This window comes from Burkholderia sp. BCC1996 (assembly GCF_905339955.1).
Lineage (GTDB): Bacteria > Pseudomonadota > Gammaproteobacteria > Burkholderiales > Burkholderiaceae > Burkholderia.
On the sequence record NZ_CAJPHM010000051.1, the window covers coordinates 1 to 18,703 of the forward strand.

14 protein-coding genes are annotated in these 18,703 nt (G+C 68.4%); 8 read left to right on the forward strand and 6 right to left on the reverse strand.

Annotated elements, in window-relative coordinates; genetic code table 11:
- Window positions 1-246 precede the first annotated feature (246 nt).
- The 5 genes from U4Z64_RS36460 to U4Z64_RS36480 form a co-directional block, all read right to left on the reverse strand.
- Entirely contained in the window at window positions 247-1,110 is an 864-nt protein-coding gene (locus tag U4Z64_RS36460) for an IclR family transcriptional regulator (protein ID WP_321822567.1), read from the reverse strand.
- A 108-nt stretch (window positions 1,111-1,218) separates the two neighbouring features.
- Window positions 1,219-2,586, reverse strand: a complete 1,368-nt coding sequence (locus U4Z64_RS36465) for an MFS transporter (protein WP_415750627.1) — start codon at window positions 2,584-2,586, stop codon at window positions 1,219-1,221.
- 154 nt (window positions 2,587-2,740) lie between these two features.
- Window positions 2,741-3,574: a sugar phosphate isomerase/epimerase gene (locus U4Z64_RS36470; RefSeq protein ID WP_321822569.1), complete on the reverse strand. Its 834-nt coding sequence runs from the start codon at window positions 3,572-3,574 to the stop codon at window positions 2,741-2,743.
- Between the two features lie 39 nt (window positions 3,575-3,613).
- Window positions 3,614-4,225: an NIPSNAP family protein gene (locus U4Z64_RS36475; protein ID WP_321822570.1), complete on the reverse strand. Its 612-nt coding sequence runs from the start codon at window positions 4,223-4,225 to the stop codon at window positions 3,614-3,616.
- Window positions 4,222-5,967, reverse strand: coding sequence for an FAD-dependent oxidoreductase (locus U4Z64_RS36480; protein WP_321822571.1), 1,746 nt, complete (start codon window positions 5,965-5,967; stop codon window positions 4,222-4,224). Before U4Z64_RS36480 ends, U4Z64_RS36475 begins: the two co-directional genes overlap by 4 nt.
- Before the next feature lie 138 nt (window positions 5,968-6,105).
- On the opposite strand from U4Z64_RS36480, the gene U4Z64_RS36485 reads away from it, so the two are divergent.
- Complete coding sequence (locus U4Z64_RS36485) at window positions 6,106-7,002, forward strand: NAD(P)-dependent oxidoreductase (protein ID WP_321822572.1); 897 nt, start codon at window positions 6,106-6,108, stop codon at window positions 7,000-7,002.
- Window positions 7,003-7,023: 21 nt separating this feature from the next.
- Here U4Z64_RS36485 and U4Z64_RS36490 read toward each other — a convergent pair whose 3' ends face one another.
- On the reverse strand, window positions 7,024-8,070 hold the full coding sequence (locus U4Z64_RS36490; RefSeq protein WP_321822573.1) for a Gfo/Idh/MocA family oxidoreductase: 1,047 nt from the start codon (window positions 8,068-8,070) through the stop codon (window positions 7,024-7,026).
- Between the two features lie 224 nt (window positions 8,071-8,294).
- Here U4Z64_RS36490 and U4Z64_RS36495 point away from each other — a divergent pair, with 224 nt between their 5' ends.
- From U4Z64_RS36495 to U4Z64_RS36525, 7 genes are all read left to right on the forward strand, one after another.
- Window positions 8,295-9,593 (forward strand): ABC transporter substrate-binding protein, encoded by a 1,299-nt coding sequence (locus U4Z64_RS36495; protein ID WP_124530266.1) that lies wholly within the window; start codon window positions 8,295-8,297, stop codon window positions 9,591-9,593.
- A 109-nt stretch (window positions 9,594-9,702) separates the two neighbouring features.
- Window positions 9,703-10,572, forward strand: a complete 870-nt coding sequence (locus U4Z64_RS36500; protein WP_321822574.1) for a branched-chain amino acid ABC transporter permease — start codon at window positions 9,703-9,705, stop codon at window positions 10,570-10,572.
- Window positions 10,569-13,124 (forward strand): branched-chain amino acid ABC transporter ATP-binding protein/permease, encoded by a 2,556-nt coding sequence (locus U4Z64_RS36505; RefSeq protein WP_321822575.1) that lies wholly within the window; start codon window positions 10,569-10,571, stop codon window positions 13,122-13,124. The genes U4Z64_RS36500 and U4Z64_RS36505 overlap by 4 nt, the downstream gene beginning before the upstream one ends.
- Window positions 13,121-13,969, forward strand: a complete 849-nt coding sequence (locus U4Z64_RS36510) for a ThiF family adenylyltransferase (protein ID WP_321822576.1) — start codon at window positions 13,121-13,123, stop codon at window positions 13,967-13,969. Before U4Z64_RS36505 ends, U4Z64_RS36510 begins: the two co-directional genes overlap by 4 nt.
- A 397-nt stretch (window positions 13,970-14,366) precedes the next feature.
- Window positions 14,367-16,157: an FAD-binding protein gene (locus U4Z64_RS36515; RefSeq protein ID WP_321822577.1), complete on the forward strand. Its 1,791-nt coding sequence runs from the start codon at window positions 14,367-14,369 to the stop codon at window positions 16,155-16,157.
- Between the two features lie 62 nt (window positions 16,158-16,219).
- Window positions 16,220-17,050, forward strand: coding sequence for an aldo/keto reductase (locus tag U4Z64_RS36520; RefSeq protein WP_321822578.1), 831 nt, complete (start codon window positions 16,220-16,222; stop codon window positions 17,048-17,050).
- Window positions 17,051-17,469: 419 nt separating this feature from the next.
- Window positions 17,470-18,703: ROK family protein (locus tag U4Z64_RS36525; RefSeq protein ID WP_321822579.1), on the forward strand; the 1,234-nt coding region annotated here is incomplete at its 3' end.

An 18,703-nucleotide genomic window follows, 5' to 3' on the forward strand; every position in this document is an offset into this window, starting at 1 on the left:
AGACACAACGGTCACCTGAACGTCCAAATTTCGTTGCGTCCAGATGACCGTTCATGGCCGAACGCCGACATTTCGCACCGCGCCCCCCCGGAAATCCGCGATGACCCAATAAAAACGACAACATCATCGAACGAGGCAACGGCGTAAAGATCAACCGCCTGAATTCAACCCACATACCGCCCCGTCGAATACGCGAGTCCTCCCGCCCAAACGACACGCGTCGCGCCAACCTCCCGGCCCGACACGCTAGCGCTTTGAAGCACGCCCGCGCGTCGTAGCCTTTGCTGCCGCGACCGGCGCCACTTCCGCCGGGGCAACCGCCGTGCCCGTCCGCTTGAACCACGGCGAACCCAGCGTGGCCGCGCTCATGTCCGACGCAGCCGCGAGCAATAGCGGCGCGAGTTCCTTCAGGCGCGACTCCGGCAGGCGGCTCGTCGGCCCGGCGAGGCTCACGATACCGACCACTTCGTTCGTGACCGGATTGCGCACGGCTGCCGCGATCGACGTCATGCCGACCTCGTACGTCTCGATCGCCATCCCGTAGCCACGCGCGCGCGCGCCGTTCAGATCCTTCAGGAACTGCTGGATCGTCTTCGGTGCGCGCGGTACATTCTGCACCTTCGCGCTGAGCCCGCCCTGCCTCGACACCAGTTCGATCGCGCGCTCGTCGGGCAGCGTCGCGAGCCACGCCTGGCCGCTCGCGGTGCAATGCAGCGGCGGCTGGCTGCCCATGTCCGGGTCGTAACGCAGCCCGGACTTCGCACCCTGCGCCTTGCCGACGAACGTGATGTGATCATCCTCGACCACGCCCAGCCGTGCCAGTTCGCCCGACGACTCGGCCAGGCGATCGAGCACCGGCTGGGAAATGTCGAATACCCCGCTCGTCGACAGATAGATCAATGCGAGCGACACCAGCTTCAGCGCCAGCATGTACTCGCCGTGCTCCTCGTCCTGACGGACGAACCCCTCGTCGATCAGCATCGACAGCAGGCGATGCGTGCCGCTGCGGGGAATGTTCAGCGTATCGGCAATGGTGGCCAGCGGCATGCGGCCGCCGTTCTTCGCCAGCAATTCCAGCACTGCGAGCGCACGCTCGAGATTTCCTGCCATGGCGCCTTCTCGTCCGTATGGTGAATGTCAAATAAGAACACAATTCCATACTGGAATTCAAGAGAATTTGGCGCGACGCCGCCGCCCACCGTGGCGCCGCGCTCGCCGTCAGTGGCCGGCAGCCCCGCTCACGGCCACGAACCTTCCGCGATGGCGCGCGCCCTTGAGCAGCACCGCCGCACCGCCCACGGCCGCCGGCACCGCAAGCGCCGCGAAGACCTGGCCGAAACTCCAGTTCGCATGGAGCATGGCCGCGCCCAGCATCGCGCCCGCGATGCCGCCGAAACGGCCGACCCCGAGCATCCAGCTCGTCCCGGTGGCCCGCATTTCGGTCGGATAGGAGCCGGCCGCCAGCGCGCAGAAGCCCGTATTCGAACCGTTCATGCAGTACCCGATGCCGAACGCGAGCACGCAGATGACGCCGAACGGATGGGCCGACACACCCATGTACCAGGCCAGCGCGCCGCCGGCGAGCACGGTCGCGCCGAGCGCGGCGTGCGGATTGAACCGGTCCATCTGCCAGCCGATCAGCAACGAGCCGACCGTTCCGCCCGCCTGGAACAGCGCGCCGACGATCGCCGCCTCGGCCAGCGAAAAACCCAGGCCGCGAATCAGCGTCGGCAGCCAGTTGCCGAGCAGATAGACGGTCAGCAATCCCGCGAAGTAGCAGATCCACAGCATCACCGTGCCGAACGCATGTTCGCGCGACAGAATCGCGCGAACGGGGCTGCGCACGTCGCGCACCGGTTCGGCGGACACGAACCGCGTCCGTGCGTCGGCGACCGCCGGCTGTATGCGATTCAGCACGCCGATGAGCCGTGCGCGGCGCCGCTCCGACAGCGCGAGATACCGCGCCGATTCCGGCAGCCATTTGACTAGGATGGGCACGTACGCGATCGGCAGCACGCCGCCGAGCAGCAGGACCGAATGCCAGCCCCACGCTTCGATCATCCACGCGCTCACGAAGCCGCCGCCCGCCGCGCCGAACGTGAAGCCGCAGAACACGGCCGTCACCATCAGCGCGCGCCGCCGCGGCGGCGCATATTCGGCCATCAGCGTGGCCGCGTTCGGCATCGACGCGCCCAGGCCGATGCCGGTCAGAAAGCGCAGCACCGTCAGCGACACCACGCCGGTCGCAAACGCCGATGCAATGCTCCACAGGCCGAAGAACATCACCGCGCTGACCATCACCGTCTTGCGGCCGAAGCGGTCGGACATCGGGCCGGCCGTGAGCGCGCCGAACGCGAGACCGAGCAGGCCACCGCTCATCACCGGGCCCAGCGCGTCACGCGGAATCGACCACGCGCTGGAAATCGACGGCGCGATGAAGCCGATCATCACCGTGTCGAGCCCGTCGAGCATCACGATCAGCATGCACAACACCAGCACGAGCCACTGGAACCGGCCCACCGGCCGCGTATCGAGAAATTGCTGAACGTCGAGCGAGCGCGCGTCGTTCGATTCGCTTTCCTGAATGAAATGCTTCGGCCGTCGGGCCGTCTGCGAGGAAGTCATGCTGATGTCTCCGGAGATGCTGTTCTTGTTGTCGTATCGAATGCCCGATCCGCGCGCCGGCGCGATGCCGGGCGCCGATCGGGCCCGTTGCGTCGAGAAGGCGGCCGCCGCGCGATCAGGCCGGCACGGCCGCCGCATCGATCACGGCAACGGTGGCTTCACGCAGGCGGCGCGCGCGCTCGACGGCAGGCGTCGTCTTCGCCCACGCTTCGTTCGGCACCTCGACGCTCACCGGCAGGTGAGCGGGCAGCGCGCGCAGGATGCCCGCGAGGTCGAGACCGCCCTCGCCCGGCACCATCCGCGCGCAGCGCGCCTGGAACAGCAGCGTGTCGACGTCGGTCGGTCGTTCGGCCGGCGCATCGCAGAACTGGACGTAGCCGAAGTACGCGTGCGGCAACGCGCGCAACGCGTCGAGCGACGAGCCGGTACGATCGAAGTGGATCGGATCGACGATCAATCCGGTGTTGCGCCGGCCGCACGCGTCGACGATGCGCGCGCCGGCGCCGATGTCCTTCACGTCGGTCCACGGCATCGGCTCCAGCGACGGCGACAGGCCGAGCGGCGCGGCCAGGTCGCACAGCCGGCCGAGCCGGTCGACGGTGCGCGCCTCGTCGGGATCGTTGCCGGCCACGAGGACGTAGCGCGCGCCGAGCTCCGCCGCCGTTTCGAGCATCGGCAGGTAGTGCGTGACGTCGGTATCGGGCTTCAGGCGCGCGATCTCGACGTCGAGCACACGCATGCCCGTATCGCGCAGGACCGCCAGCGTTTCGCGCTTGAGCGGCGTATCGCCGACGATCTCGTGGCGAACCTCGGTGTCGGTGGCCGGCAGCAGTCGCAGGCCGACGTAGTCGTAGCCGGCGTCGACGGCGCATCGCACCATCTGCGGCGGGCTCAGTTCGAGCACGGTCAGCGCCGACAGCGACAGCGCGCGGAATTGAGGCTGGGTCATATCGTCTCCTTGAGCGTCATGGCGCAATACGCAGCACGTTCAGCGCAACGGCGAAAACGGCGCGGGCACGCAGATCGTCGATTCCATGGTCGTGAGGTGGGCCGGGCCGCCCTTCGGCGGCCAGATGCCGTCCCTGACCGCTTCGGCGCGAATGCGCGAACGCTCGTCCACGCTCGCATACGGCCAGATGTTCAGGAACCGCGGCGTGTCGCCGTCGAGCGCATACATCGCGCCGACCAGCGGCGAGCGGCGGGTGCGCTCCGGCACCGCCTGCTCCCACACGTCGATCGTGTGCTGCAGGCTGCCGAGCTTCGTGCCGTACACGCGCATCTCGTAGATGCCGCCGTGCACGGCCGGTTCGATCGGCGGCAGGAACGGGAACAGCGCATAGCTGGCTGTCTTCACGTCGATGATCGATTCGCCGCAGCCGAACGGGTTGCCTTCGAGCAGCATCCGTTTGCGCTCGGCGACGAGCGCGGCCTCCGATTCATAACCGCGCAGCACCAGCACCTGGCCGAGCGTGCCGATGTCCGAGTACCACGCGCCGAGCAGCCTGCCGCCGTGCGGATCGCCGCTGGCCTGAATCCCTTCGAAGACCTGCGCGTTCGCGCCGATCTTCACCGTGAGCGTCACTACGTCATACAGTCTCATTGTGTTGTCCTCGTGGATGAATCGATGCCGGCACGCGCGGATTCGGGCGCGGCGTCGGCGAGAGAAAGGCCGGCGAGATAACCGAACGTCATCGCCGGGCCGAGTGTGATGCCGCCGCTGGGATAGCAGCCGCCCATCATGCTGGCGGAATCGTTGCCGACCGCGTAGAGGCCGGCGATCGCACGGCCGGCGTGGTCGAGCACGCGCGCGTCGCGGTCGGTGGCCAGGCCCGCGAACGTGCCGAGGCTGCCCGGCAACAGCTTCACCGCATAGAACGGCCCCGCGTCGATCGGCGCGAGACACGGGTTCGGCTGCCGGTCGGCATCGCCCTGCACGCGGTTGTACGGCGTCGAGCCCTTGTGAAACGCCGGATCGCAACCCTGCTTCGCGTACTGGTTGTAGGCCGATACCGTGTCCACCAGCGAAGCGGCGTCGATTCCGCATTCGCGCGCGAGCGCGTCGAGCGTCGCGCCGCGCTTCAGATAGCCCGAGCGCCGGTACGGGCAGGTCGGGAACGGAAACGGCTTCGAGAAACCGAGCCCGTAGCGCCGCTGAAAGCGATGGTCGCAGACGAGCCACGCGCACACTTCCTCGCCGGCCGGCGTCGTGTCGAGCAGCGCGGCAATGAAGTCGTGATACGACGATGCCTCGTTCACGAAGCGCTTGCCCGCGCGTGTCACCGCGATCACGCCCGGCTTCGCGCGTTCGATCAGATGCGGAAACGCAACGGCGTCGCCGCCCGGTTGCGGCACCAGCGAAACGGGCGCCCACGCGGCCGGCGCATCGAGCGACCGGTCGAAATGCGCGCCGATCGATTCGCCGAGCCGGATCCCGTCGCCGGTATTGCAGAGCGGCGCCGCCGACCAGTGTTCGCGGCCCGACGGCGTATACGCGAACGTCTGCGCACGCCGCGCCTGATCGTGAGGGAAGCCTCCGCAAGCCAGCACGACGCCGCGCGCCGCGCGCACCTCGTGCACGATGCCGTCGATCGCCACGCGGGCGCCGGTCACGCGCACGTCGTCGCGCAGCAGGCCGATCGCCTTCGCATGGGTGCGCAGGTCGACCCCGCGATCGGCGGCCGACTTCAACAGGCGCGCGACGAGCGCATTGCCGTTGACGAGATGCATCGAGCGCCCGTAACGCAGCTTGTGCCACGCGAACGCGGCCAGCCGGCGGCCGACATGCAGCGCGGAGCTCAGCGAGCGCGTCGCGCGATAGAAATGCGCGAGATCCTGGCCGGACGCGAGTGCCATCCCCTTGAGCGTCGTCACCGACAGCGGTGTGCGCAGCTTGTCGATCAGCGGGCCCAGTTCGCGGCCGTCGTACGGCATCGCGCAGACCGAGCGCCCGCCCGTGCCGGCGCCCGGCGTGGTGTGGAAATCGGGAATGCGGTTGCCGTCGACGAAGCGCAGCGCCGTGTTCCGCTCGAAGAATTCGATCATCTCCGGGCCGCGTTCGAGCAGCGCATCGGCCTTCGCCGCATCGAACTGCGCGCCCAGCTCGTTCTTCAGGTACGTGCGCGGCGCATCGATGTCCTCGCGAATGCCGGCACGCGTCGCGAGCGGATTGCGCGGAATCCACATCCATCCGCCCGACCACGCGGTGGTGCCGCCGAACACGGCATCCTTCTCGGCGACGATCACGCCCAGGCCCCGCCCCGCCGCCGTGACGGCCGCCGCGAGGCCGCCCGCACCGGAGCCCAGTACCAGCACGTCGCAATCGAGTATCGGTTCACGCTTCATGTTCAGTCCCGCCCGTTCAGTGTCTCCAACGCCGGATGCGACACGATCGCGACGTCTATGGAATATCATTGCGAAGTGGAATACTATTCCACTCAATCGGATTTCGCAAAGACTTTGTGACGACAGGGAGACAACGCAATGCGAGTACTGGTAACGGGCGGCAGCGGTTTTCTCGGCGCATGGATCATCAGGAGGCTGCTGGCGCGCGGCATGGAATGCGTGAGCTTCGACGTGCGCACGAACCCGCGCCTCGTCGAGGCGCTCGCGCCCGAACGGGCTGCGGCCGTACGCTGGCGCACCGGCGACATCGCCGACGCAGCCGCCACGGCGCACGCCTTCGACGGCTGCGACGCGGCGATCCATCTCGCAGGCATCCTCACGCCCGACTGCGCGGCCGATCCCGTGCGCGGCGCGCGGGTCAACCTGATCGGCACGCTGAACGTATTCGAGGCCGCACGCTCGGCCGGGCTGCGACGCGTGCTCTATGCGAGCAGCGCCGGCGTGTTCGGCCGCGACGACGGCGCCGTGCCGTTGCCGCAAACCCACTACGGCGCGTTCAAGCTGGCGTGCGAAGGATCGGCACGCGCGTACTGGCACGACCACGGGATCGCGAGCGTGGGCTTCCGTCCGCTCGTGGTCTACGGGGCCGGACGCGAGACCGGATCGAGCGCGGGGCCGAGCCTGGCCTGTCGGGCGGCCGCGCGCGGCGAGCGCTACACGATTCCGTTTACCGGCGCGACGGGCCTCGTGTTCGCCGACGACGTCGCCGCCGCTTACGAGGCCGCGCTGCTGGCCGACATCGAAGGCGCACACGCCTTCACGCTGGCGGGCGAGATCACCCCGGTGAACACACTGATCGAACGGATCGCGGCCCTCGTGCCGAGTGCGCACATCGATGCCGGCGGCCCGCCGCTGCCGATCGCGACGACGTTCCCCGACGACCCCGCGCTCGACCGCCTGCTGCCCGGCCTGCCGCGGACCGCGCTCGACGACGGACTGCGGCAGACGGTGGCGTTCTACCGGCGCCAGCGCTAGGCCGGCGCCCGCTCCCCGCGGCTACGCGACGACGTCCGCGGGTGCAACGCCCGTGCGCGTCGCAGCCGCGCGATGCACGGCGAGCGTCGCCGCGAGCGTGCGCGCGGCGTCGTCGGCCCGACACAGCGGCGTCTCGTCGCCCGCGATCACCGCCGCGAAGTGGCGCAACTGTTCGTGATACGGATCGGCGCCATGCGGCGCGCAGCGCTCGACCGTCAACGGATCGTGCCAGCCCTTCCCGCTGCGGTATTCCCACAGATCGAGCTGCGGCAGCGTGAGCGACGCATCGGTGCCGATCAGGAAATGCGTGTTCACCTGCTGGCGCGGATAGTGCGCGGCCTCGCCCGCCGCGAGATCCCAGTTCCACGGCGAGGTCGCGCAGTCGGACACGGCCAGCGTGCCGAGCGCGCCGCTGTCGAAGCGCAGCAGCACGGCGGCCGTGTCTTCCACGTCGAAGCCGCGCACGCGATTGGACGCCTGGGCCTGCACCTCGACGATCTCGCCGAGCAGGAACCGCATGATGTCGATGTCGTGAATCAGGTTGATCAACACCGGGCCGCCGCCCGCGCGACGACGCCATTCGATGTCGAAATACGCGTCGGGCTTGTAGAACGTCGCGAGCGCATTGGCCGCGACGGGTTTGCCGAGCCGCCCCGACTGCACGATCTCGCGCGCGCGCCGCAAGACCGGATTGTGGCGGCGATGATGGCCGATCAGCAGCGGCACACCGGCTTCGCGTGCGGCGCGACCGAGGCCCGCCGCCGCCGCGACGCTGTCCGACACCGGCTTCTCGATCAGCGCCGGCACGCCGCGCGCGATGCAGGCAAGGCCGACCTCGACATGCGTCGCATTCGGCGTCGCGACGATCGCGCCGTCCGGGCGCATCGCGTCGAGCATCGTCGCGTAGTCGGCGAACCAGCGCAGCCCCTCGGCACGCGCGAACTGCTCGGCCGCCGGCGACGGATCGGCGATCGCCACGACTTCCACCTGCGCATGCGTGCGCGCGCGCTCCACGTGCATCCGCCCGATTGCGCCTGCACCGATCACTGCCAGCCGTCTTCTTGCCATCGCTTCATCTCCGTTGTGCGGGGTGTACGCGTCGCGTCCAGTCGAGTCGCGGCGTTCGTCTTCCGGACCGACCGGGTGAATACCCCGATTTATTGAAACCATCTTTGATTGTTGAATGCTATTCCACTTCCAACCAGAATTCACGAAAATTCGACACGTGTCGCGCGGCCCGCCCACGGACCGCACGGAATCGAACCTTGACCAGGAAACAGGAGGCCAGACACATGACTGATCAGCACGAGCAGAACGACACCCTTTCCGGCGCCCCGGCAGACGTGCCCGACCACCCGGCGGCGTCGCGCCGCGCGTGGCTCGTCACCGCGGGCAAGGCGCTCGCGGGCGGGGCCGCGGCGCTCGCCGCGCCGGCGATCGTGCGCGCGCAGGGCGAGCAACCGCTGAAGCTGGGCCTGCTGATGGCCAAGCAGGGTGTGTGGACCGAACAGGGCGAAGTGATCGCGAACGGCGTCAAGCTCGCGCTCGAGGAGGCGGGTAACCAGGCGCGCGGCCGGCGCGTCGATCTCGTCTGGTACGACGAACCGAACCCGCAGTCGGCGCAGCAGAACATGCAGAAGCTCGTCGAGCAGGACCACGCGATCGCGGTGATCGGCGGCACGAACAGCGGCACGTCGCTCGCGATGTCGTCGGTCGCATGGCGCACCAGGACGCCTTACATCGCGCCGAACGCCGCCGCGCGCGAGCTGACCGGCAGCAGTTGCAACCCGTACACGTTCCGCGTGCTGAGCCCGACGCCCGTCGCATGCCGCGCACTCGCACCGTCGATGCTCGCGATCGGCAAGAAATGGCACTTCCTCGTCGCGAACTATGCGTACGGGCAGGACATTCAGCGCGCGATGTCCGACTTGCTGAAGCAGGCCGGCGGCGTCATCACCGGCGCCGACGTCACGCCGCTCAACACCACCGACTTCAGCTCGTTCATCCTGAAGATCCGCCAGTCGAAACCCGATGTCGTGCTGCTCGGGCTGCCGGGCGGCGACCTGTCGACGTTCCTGAAGCAATACGCGGAAATGGGCATGAAAGGCCGCATCCCGGTGGCGTGCCCGATCATCGGCGACTCGGATCTCTGGTCGATCAACGCCGACGCCGCCACCGGCTACTACGGCAAGCCGTGGCATTTCAGCTCGCCGGGCCATGCGCCGGAAGAAGTTGCGTTCATCAGGAAGTACACGGCGAAGTACGGCAAGCCGCCGGCCGACAAGGCCTGGATCGGCTGGTTCACGGCGCGCGCACTGCTGCAGGCGATCAACCACGCGAAGAGCACGTCCGGCGCGGACATCGTGCAGAGCCTGGAGACCATTCAGCTCGCCGACGGCAGCGGCGCCGCCTACTTCCGCCCGTGGGACCACCAGTTGTTGCGGCGCTGGAGCGTGTTCAAGGTGAAGGACCGGATCGGCGACAAATGGGACTGGCTCGACCCGATCTCCGTCGTGCCGCAGAACCCCGGCGACCTCGACCGTCTCTTCGGCACACGCGAGGAGATCGGCTGCAAGATGGCCGCGCGCTGAGCCCGCGCGCCGCCGCCCCAAGCGTATCCCGCGCGCGTCGCGGCCCGCCGCTCGCCCGTCACGACGGGCCGCGGCGCGGCGGCGGCGAGCCGCACTCTGGAGTAAGGGCATGGCTGAAATGTTGTTGTCCCAGGTCGCCAACGGACTGGTGCTGGGATTCCTCTATGTATTGCTCGCGATCGGACTGTCGATCATCTGCGGCCTGCTGGGCATCGTGAATTTCGCGCATGGCGCGCTCTTCGCGCTCGGCGCGTATTTCGCGATCGCACTGTCGACGCAGTTCGGATGGGGCGCCGTCGTGCTCGCACCGGTGCTCGTCGCGGCGGTGGGCGTGCTGATCGAAGTGGTGTTCATCCGGCGCCTGTATGGCAAGGAGCCGCTCCTCGGCCTGATCGTCACGTTCGCGCTGTCGCTGCTGCTCACCGCACTGGTTCGCCTCGTGTGGGGCGCGGGCGGGCTGCCGTTCAGTCCGCCCGGGATGCTCAACGGGTTTCTCGTATACGGGCCGCTGCTGATCACGAAGTATCGACTGTTCGTGCTCGCCGCGACGATCGCGATCCTCGTCGTGCTGTGGTGGTTCATGAACTACACGCCATACGGGCGGATCCTGCGCGCCGGCAGCCGCGATCCTGAAATGGTCGGCCTGCTCGGCATCAACCTGCCGCGCGTGCTGACCGGCGCGTTCGCGCTCGGCGCGCTGCTCGCGGGTGCCGCCGGCGTGCTCGCGGCGCCGCTCGTCACGGTCACGCCGGGGATGGCGACGACCGCCGTGATGCCCGCGTTCGTGATCGTCACGATCGGCGGGCTCGGCTCGTTCGCCGGCGCGGTGGTCGCCGGCCTGCTGGTCGGCATCGCAACCGCGCTGGCCGTCCAGTTCTTTCCGGCGGGCTCGTCGGTCGCGATGTACGCGCTGATGGCACTCGTCCTTCTCGTGCGCCCTCGCGGGCTGTTTGGTGAACGCTGGGAGCGCTTCGAATGAAATTCGATTATCTGACCCGCCATCCGGTTGCAGTGCTGACCACCGCGCTCGTCCTCGTGTCGCTTGCCCTCACCGCGACCGGCACGCCGCTCGAGCGCGCAACCCAGATCGCGATCTACACGCTCTACGGGATGGGCGTGAACCTGCTGGTCGCGTATACGGGGCTCGTCCCGTTCGGCGCATCGGTGTTCTTCGGCACGGCCACGTACCTGGTCGCCGTGTCGCTGCTGCGCGTGCTGGGCAACGAGCTGCTCGCGCTGGCGGCCACCGTGATCGTGACGACCGTGCTGGCCGCGCTGATCGGCGCGGTTGTGTTGCGCCGGCGCGGGCTCTACTTCTCGCTGCTCACCCTCGCCTGTTCGCAGATCGCGTTCGAGATCGCGTTCAAGTGGACCGATGTGACCGGCGGCGAAAACGGCCTGCAGAACGTGCCGCGCCCAACCTTCCCGACGACCGTCGGCTTCCACGTATTCGCATGCGTGACGGTGATCGCCATCGCCTGTCTGCTATGGCGCCTCGTGCACGCGCCGTTCGGACGGGCGCTGCAGGCACTGCGCGACAACGAGCAGCGCGCGGCGAGCCTCGGCTACGACACGTATCGGCTCAAGCTGCGCGCGTTCGTGATCTCGGCTGCCGTGATCGGCTATGCGGGCGGCCTGCTGTGCCTGATGCTGCAGGGCGCGTACGCGAACAACCTGAGCTGGGAGCACGCGGGCGACAGCCTGCTGATGACCGTGCTCGGCGGTGTCCACCAGTTTCTCGGGCCGCTGTGGGGCGCGATCGCGTTCATCCTGTTCGAAGACAAGCTCAGCAGCCTGACCGAGCACTGGTGGCTGATCTTCGCGCCGATCGTCATCGCGTTCGCGTTCTTTTCGCCCGAGGGCATCCACGGCATCGCGCAGCGGCTGTTGCGACGTCCGCGCTGGACCCTCGTGCGCGACACGATTCCCGCGCGCCCCGCCACGATCGCGCCGTATCGCGCGGGCGGCGTCGAGACCGATCCCGCCACGCCCGTGCTGAGCGTGCGCGGATTGACGAAGCGTTTCGGCTCGCTCGTGACCGCCGAACGGATCGACCTCGACGTCCATCCGTGCCGGCTGCACAGCTTCATCGGCCCGAACGGCGCGGGCAAGACCACGTTCTTCAACATGCTGACGGGCGTGCTGTCGCCGACGGCCGGCACGATCACGTTCGACGGCAAGGACGTGACGAAGCTCGCCATGTTCCGCCGCGTGCGGCTCGGCATGAGCCGCTCGTTCCAGATCCTCAGCGTATTTCGCAATCTCACCGTGTTCGAGAACGTCCGCGTCGCGGTGCAGGCCGCGCAGCACGATCGCCTCGGCCTGTGGCGCGACGCGCACACGCTCGGCGAACAGAACGAGATGACCTGGTCGCTGCTCGCGGCGGTCGGGCTGGCCGAGCGCGCGGCGCATGGTTGCGGAAGCCTGTCGCACGGCGAGCAGCGCCTGCTCGAAATCGCGCTGTCGCTCGCGACTCGCGCACGCCTGCTGCTGCTCGACGAGCCGCTCGCGGGGCTTGCCGAAGCCGATCGCGTGCGCGTGGCGGCGATCATCCGCGAGCTGGCGAACCATCACGCGGTGCTGCTGATCGAGCACGACATCGATCGCGTGCTGACGATTTCCGATCGCGTCAGCGTGCTCCATCGCGGCCGGCTGATCGCCGATGGCTCGCCGGCCGAAGTCGCGCGCCATCCCGAGGTGGTCGAAGCCTACCTGGGCCACGCGAAGGGCGAGCGGCCGGTCGATGCGAGGCTGGCCGCCCGACGCGGCGCACGGCACGAAGATGCCGCACCGGCACGCCGCCCGCTGCTGCGCCTCGAAGGCGTGAAGGCCGGTTATACCGGCAATACGATCCTCGACGGCATCGACCTCACGCTCCACGAAGGCGAAGTGATCGCGATCCTCGGACGCAACGGCGTCGGCAAGACGACGACGTTGCGCGCCGCGACCGGCGTCGCCGACGTGACGGCCGGGCGCATCGTGTTCGACGGCCACGACATCACCGGGCGCCCCGCGCACGAGATCAATCGACTCGGCCTCGCGATGGTGCCCGAGGGCCGCCGCCTGTTCCCGAACCTCACGGTCGCCGAGAACCTGCGGCTCGCCGCACGCAAGGGCGGCGCGAGCGTCGACGAGATGTTCGCGCTGTTCCCGCGACTCGCGACGCGCAAGGATGCGCGCGCCGAACATCTGTCCGGCGGCGAACGACAGATGGTGGCGATCGCGCGCGCGCTGATGGCGCCGGCGAAGGCGATCCTGCTCGACGAACCGTTCGAGGGGCTCGCGCCCGCCGTCGTACAGGAAGTGCTCGACGCGGTGGTCAAGCTGCGCGAGCGCGCGAGCGTCGTGATCGTCGAGCACCAGGCCGACATGGTGCTGCCGATCGCGGATCGCGCGTACGTGCTCGTCAACGGTCGCGTCGCGCACGAAAGCAGCGCGGTCGCGCTCGAGCAGGACACCGCCACCCAGGCGAAATTGCTCGGCATCGTACACGACGAGGCCGGTTCAACCCAGGAGATGAAAACAGCATGACAGCCCCCTTGACCCCGACCGTCCCGGTTTCGCTCGACGAAGGCCTGAGCGGTGCGACCCGCATTCATTTCATCGTCGGCGATCCGATCGCGCAGGTCCGTTCGCCGAAAGGCGTGACGGCCGCGCTGCGCGAGGCCGGACTCGACGCGCTGGTCGTTCCCGCTCATGTCGCACCGGACGATCTTGCGGCGTTCTTCGCGGGCATCACACCGATGCGCAACGTCGACGGCGTGATCATCACCGTGCCGCACAAATTCAGCGCCGCCGGGTTCTGCTCGCGCCTGTCCGATGAAGCGGCATTCCTCGGCGCGGCGAATACGCTACGACGCACCGCCGAAGGCGGCTGGCACGGCGGCATGTTCGACGGCACGGGTTTCGTCGCCGCGCTCGGCGACGAAGGCTGCGACCTGCGCGGCAAGCGCGCGCTGCTGGTCGGCGCGGGCGGCGCAGGCTCGGCAATCGGCCACGCGCTGGTGATGGCGGGTGTCACGTCGCTCGACGTGCGCGACAACGATGCCGCCCGCACCGCGTCGCTGGTCGAGCGGCTGGCCACGCTGCAACGCGGCACGGTGCGCGGCGCCGGCGCGGAGGTCGCAGCCGAATCGTTCGACGTGATCGTCAATGCGTCGCCGATGGGCATGCGGCCGGACGATCCGCTGCCCGTCGACGTCTCGCGCGTGCCGGCCACCGCGTTCGTCGGCGACGTCGTCACGAAGCCGCCGCTCACGCCGTTCATCGAGGCAGCGCGTGCCCGCGGTTGCCGAACCGTCACGGGCACGCAGATGTTCGCGCGGGTCTGCGATCGAATGGTCGCACTCCTGGTCGATACCGATACCGCCGCCTGAGTGCGTGTGCGCAGGTCGCGATCGTCATGCGCGGCGCGGCCTGCCGCATCGTTTCCGCCGCACGACGGTGACGCGGCGTGCCGCGCCGCCGTTCCTGCCTCCCTCACCACGACCATCCGACGACAACCGATGAATCCCGGTCGTACCTCGCCCAGGCGCCTGGCGGGCAGCGCCGCCCGGCTCGCCGCCGCGCCGGCGTCGACGCGCAGCCAGTTCGCGGCCGGTGTGAGCAGCGTGCACTGGTTCTGAACGAAGTCGCGCTTCGTCTCTCGGGGTATATTTCGGAACACTATTCCACTTTATTGTTTATTGGAATAACATTCCACAACGATCGAGGCCTCTTCCGCCGCGCGCCGAATCCGGACGTGCGGTGGAACGAAACGAAGGAGACATGGACATGGCTGCAGTGCAACAGGGTTGGGACGAAGAAGTGGACCTGCTGGTGTTCGGCGCGGGTGCGGCGGGCATGACCGCCGCGCTCGTCGCGCATCACGAGGGGCTCGCCGTCCTGATATGCGAAAAAACCGCCGCGGTGGGCGGCATCACGTCCACGTCGGGCGGCACGACCTGGGTGCCGGGCACACGCTTGAGCGTCGCCGCGGGCGTGCCCGACAGCGTCGACGATGCGCGCCGCTTCCTGCAGTCGGTGGTCGGCGCGCGCGGCGGCGCCGACGCGCGCGAAGCATTTCTGCAAAGCGGCCCCGACGCGATCGACGAACTCGCGCGCATCAGCGACGTGAAGTTCGTCGCCGCCACCGCACATCCCGATTACGTCAACGGCCCGGGCGCGGCCTACGGCGGCCGGGCGCTCGTGCCCGCGCCGTTCGATGCGCGCGTGCTCGGCCGCGCGTTCGCGCGCGTGCGCCCGCCGCGCAAGGAATTCATGGGCCTCGGCGGCATGATGGTCGCGCGTGCCGACCTCAATGCGCTGCTCGCGCCGTTCGCGTCGGTCGCGAACTTCAAGCGCACGATCGCGGTCGTCGGGCGCTATGCGATGGATCGCCTGCGTTTTCCGCGCGGCACGCAGCTGGTGATGGGCAACGCGCTCGCCGCCCGGCTTTATTACAGCCTGCTCAAACGCCAGGTCGAGATTCGCTTCGACACGCCGCTGCTCGAACTCGTGCGCGAGAACGGCCGCGTCACCGGCGCCATCGTCACGACACCGGATGGCGGTCGCAAGCGAATCGGCGCGCGGCGCGGCGTGGTGCTCGCGACCGGCGGCATCGCGCGCCATCCGTCGCTGCGCCGGCAGTTCTTCCCTGCCGCGGCCCAGCCGCTGTCGCTGTCGCCGAATACGCATACCGGCGACGGCGTCGACCGCGCACAGCGCGTCAATGCGCGGGTCGAAAACGGCGGCGACAGCCCGGGGCTGTGGATGCCGTGTTCGATCCGCCGCGCACCGGGCGCCCCCCCGGGCGGCGACGGCGACAGCGTCTGGCCGCACATCATTCTCGATCGCGCGAAGCCCGGCCTCATCGCGGTCAACAGCCGCGGCGAGCGCTTCGTCAACGAATCGAACTCATACCACGACTTCGTGATGGGCATGCTGCGCGACAGCGGCAACGGGCCGAGCGTGCCGGCCCATCTGATCGTCGATGCTGCGTTCATTCGCACCTATGGCCTCGGCCTGCTGATGCCGGCGCGCAGCGCGGCCCGCATCGCCGAATTCGAACGCGCCGGCTATCTGGTGAAAGGTGCGACGCTGGCCGAGCTGGCGGCTAAGTTGCAGTTGGATGCGAACGGCCTGGCACGCACCGTCGCGGCCTACAATCGCGACGCCGCCGAAGGGAGGGATCCGGCCTTCCAGCGCGGCAGCAGCTCGATGAGCCGCTTCAACGGCGATCCGGCGCAACAGCCGAATCCGTGCATCCGCCCCATCGGCGCCGGCCCCTACTATGCGCTGACCGTATGGCCGGCCGATCTCGCGTGCAGCGCGGGGTTGAGCGGCACGGCGAACGGCGAGGTGATCGATGTCGACGGGCGCGTGATCCCCGGCCTGTTCGCGTGCGGCAACGATCTCGCGTCGATCTTCCGCGGCACGTACCCCGGCCCGGGCACGACGCTCGGCCCGGCCATCGTATTCGGCTGGCGCATCGCGAAGTTCGTCGCGCGACGCGAAGCGGCATCGACGGGCACATCACCCGCGGACGAAGTACACCGCTCGACCTGCGACAGCGCGCAACGCTGACGAACACGCCGGCACGGCACGCGCAGGCCGCGCCGGCTCACCCCATCGAGAAGGAGTCGTTCATGCAACGCATCGTCAACCGCCATCGATTGAACATGCCGAAACTGGGGCTCGGCACATGGCCCATGCTCGGCGACGAATGCACGCGCGCGGTCGCGCTCGCACTGGAGTCGGGTTATCGCCATATCGATACCGCAGCCGCGTACGAGAACGAAGCGGCGGTCGGCAGCGCCATCGCCGCTTCGAACGTCCCGCGCGAGCAGATTCACGTGACCAGCAAGGTATGGTGGGACCAGTTGAACCCCGAACGCATGCGGAAATCGCTCGACAACACCTTGCGCGCGCTGCGCTGCGACTACGTGGACCTGTTCCTGATCCACTGGCCGGCGCCCGACTGGAATCTTGCCGAGACGATCGACACGCTCGTTTCGTTCAAGGAGCAGGGACGCGCCCGCGCGATCGGCGTCGCGAACTTTCCGCTTGCGCTGTTGCGCGACGTCGTCGAACAGATGCAGGCGCCGCTGGCCGCGATACAGGTCGAGTATCACGTGCTGCTCGGTCAGGCGCGGCTGCTGCAATTCGCGCGCCAACATGACATGGCGCTGATCGCGTACAGCCCGCTCGCGCGCAACCGCGTGTCGGAGATCCCGGAACTGCAGCGGATCGCCGACAAGCATCGCGTGCTGCCGAGCCAGGTGGCGCTGAAATGGCTGCTCGACCAGCCGAACGTGGCCGCCGTGCCGAAGGCGGCCGGGCAACGCAATCAGCTCGCCAATCTGGCATCGCTCGACGTAAACCTGGACGACGCTGATCGTGCGCTGATCGCCGGCCTGCCGAAGAATCAGCGGCTCGTCAGTCCGGCGTTCGCGCCGCAGTGGGATCCGGCCATGTAAGGAACGGCGTGTGGGTCGGCGATCGTTGCGGGCACAGGATGAAATCGCGGCTTCGGCACGCCTGTCGCCCACGCCGCGCGGCCCCTTCACCTGGGTGCCGGCCCGATCACAGGCGCCAGAACCCGATCGGCGTCGACGAATCGCTCGACGCCGACAGACCGGAGATCGCACTGACCAGCACTGGGGCTTTGCATCGCGCCTGCACCGCGAGCCAATGCCCGCAAGGCATTCAAATCCGGCCCCATAAAGCAGAATTTGTGCCGGTAAACACCTGACCGATCAAGACCTGGCACCCGCCATCTTCCGCAAGCATGTCTTTCCGGGGTTTACCTAACTGACTGGACGCCGAGCGCATGCTTAAATAAATCAACTTGATTTATTTAATGCGCCGAAAGCGGCGCCACATGGAGGGAGACGCCATGCGAAGCCCGCACATCGGCCAGGGCAGCAACTCGGTCAACGTGCGCCGTTACAACGAGCGCCTGCTGCTGAAGACGCTGCGCCGTACCGGCAGCGCGTCGAAGGCCGACCTTGCCCGCCACGCGAACATGACGAGTGCGGCTGTCGGCGGCATCATCGCGTCGCTCGCCGACGCGAAGCTGATCGAATTCGCCGGCCGCACCGAAGGCCAGCGCGGCCAGCCGGCGTCGCTGATTCGTCTCGATCCGAATGGGGCATTCGGCATCGGCGTCCGCATCGACCGCATGCGCATCGAAACGGCGCTGGTCAACTTCGCGGGCGAGATCATCGGCTGCCGCTCCCACGACACCCTGCTCCCTCCGCCCGCGACCGTGCTCGAACTGGTTCGCAGCGACATCGAAGAGATGCAACGGCTGCTGCCCGCGCAGGATCGCGACCGGCTGGCGGGCGTCGGCGTGGCCCATCCGTTCAACCTGGGGAGCTGGCTGCGCGAACTCGGCCTGCAGGCCGAAGCCTTCCGCGCGTGGGCCGAGATCGACCTGGCCCGGGAACTCGCCAATGTCATTCCGCTGCCGGTGTTCAGCGAAAACGACGGCAACGCGGCCGCCATCGCCGAGCTCTTTTACGGCTGCGGCCGGCAACGCGACAATTTCGTCTATCTGTTCCTCGGACCGGTGATCGGCGGCGGCATCGCGATCGACGGCGACTGCCTGCACGGCCGCACCGGCAACGCCGGCGATTTCGCCGTGATGCCCGTACACCCGAGCCGCCTGCCCTCGGCGCCCGCGCCGCACGGCGCGTGGGACATCCTCCTGACGCGTGCGTCGTTGAGCGCGCTGATTCGTCATCTGCGCCATTGCGGCGAGCAGGTCGAGAACCGCGCGGATCTCAACGACTGCATCGCACGCAACGTGCCGGCCGTCGACGAATGGATCGACGATTGCGTCGATGCGCTCGCGTTCGCGCTGCGCGGGGCGCTATCCGTACTCGATTTGCCGGTCGTCGTCCTTGATTCGGACGTTGACGCCGGCCTGCTCGACACGCTCATGCAACGCCTGGGCGTGGCGCTCGCCGACATCACGCCGGAAGCCCGCAGCGCGCCGGAACTCGTGCGCGGCACGTTCGGCGCCGACGCCGGTGCGATCGGCGCCGCGACGCTGCCGATGTTCTTCAATTTCTCACCACGCTCCGGCATCCTGCGCGGTGCAGGCCTGGATACGCAAGAGGTCGCTT

Coding starts and splice junctions, on each gene's coding strand:
- U4Z64_RS36510 (WP_321822576.1), top strand. CDS start 13,121: ATGACAGCCCCCTTGACCCCGACCGTCCCGGTTTCGCTCGACGAAGGC.
- U4Z64_RS36515 (WP_321822577.1), top strand. CDS start 14,367: ATGGCTGCAGTGCAACAGGGTTGGGACGAAGAAGTGGACCTGCTGGTG.
- U4Z64_RS36485 (WP_321822572.1), top strand. CDS start 6,106: ATGCGAGTACTGGTAACGGGCGGCAGCGGTTTTCTCGGCGCATGGATC.
- U4Z64_RS36505 (WP_321822575.1), top strand. CDS start 10,569: ATGAAATTCGATTATCTGACCCGCCATCCGGTTGCAGTGCTGACCACC.
- U4Z64_RS36475 (WP_321822570.1), bottom strand. CDS start 4,225: ATGAGACTGTATGACGTAGTGACGCTCACGGTGAAGATCGGCGCGAAC.
- U4Z64_RS36500 (WP_321822574.1), top strand. CDS start 9,703: ATGGCTGAAATGTTGTTGTCCCAGGTCGCCAACGGACTGGTGCTGGGA.
- U4Z64_RS36495 (WP_124530266.1), top strand. CDS start 8,295: ATGACTGATCAGCACGAGCAGAACGACACCCTTTCCGGCGCCCCGGCA.
- U4Z64_RS36480 (WP_321822571.1), bottom strand. CDS start 5,967: ATGAAGCGTGAACCGATACTCGATTGCGACGTGCTGGTACTGGGCTCC.
- U4Z64_RS36520 (WP_321822578.1), top strand. CDS start 16,220: ATGCAACGCATCGTCAACCGCCATCGATTGAACATGCCGAAACTGGGG.
- U4Z64_RS36460 (WP_321822567.1), bottom strand. CDS start 1,110: ATGGCAGGAAATCTCGAGCGTGCGCTCGCAGTGCTGGAATTGCTGGCG.
- U4Z64_RS36470 (WP_321822569.1), bottom strand. CDS start 3,574: ATGACCCAGCCTCAATTCCGCGCGCTGTCGCTGTCGGCGCTGACCGTG.
- U4Z64_RS36490 (WP_321822573.1), bottom strand. CDS start 8,070: ATGGCAAGAAGACGGCTGGCAGTGATCGGTGCAGGCGCAATCGGGCGG.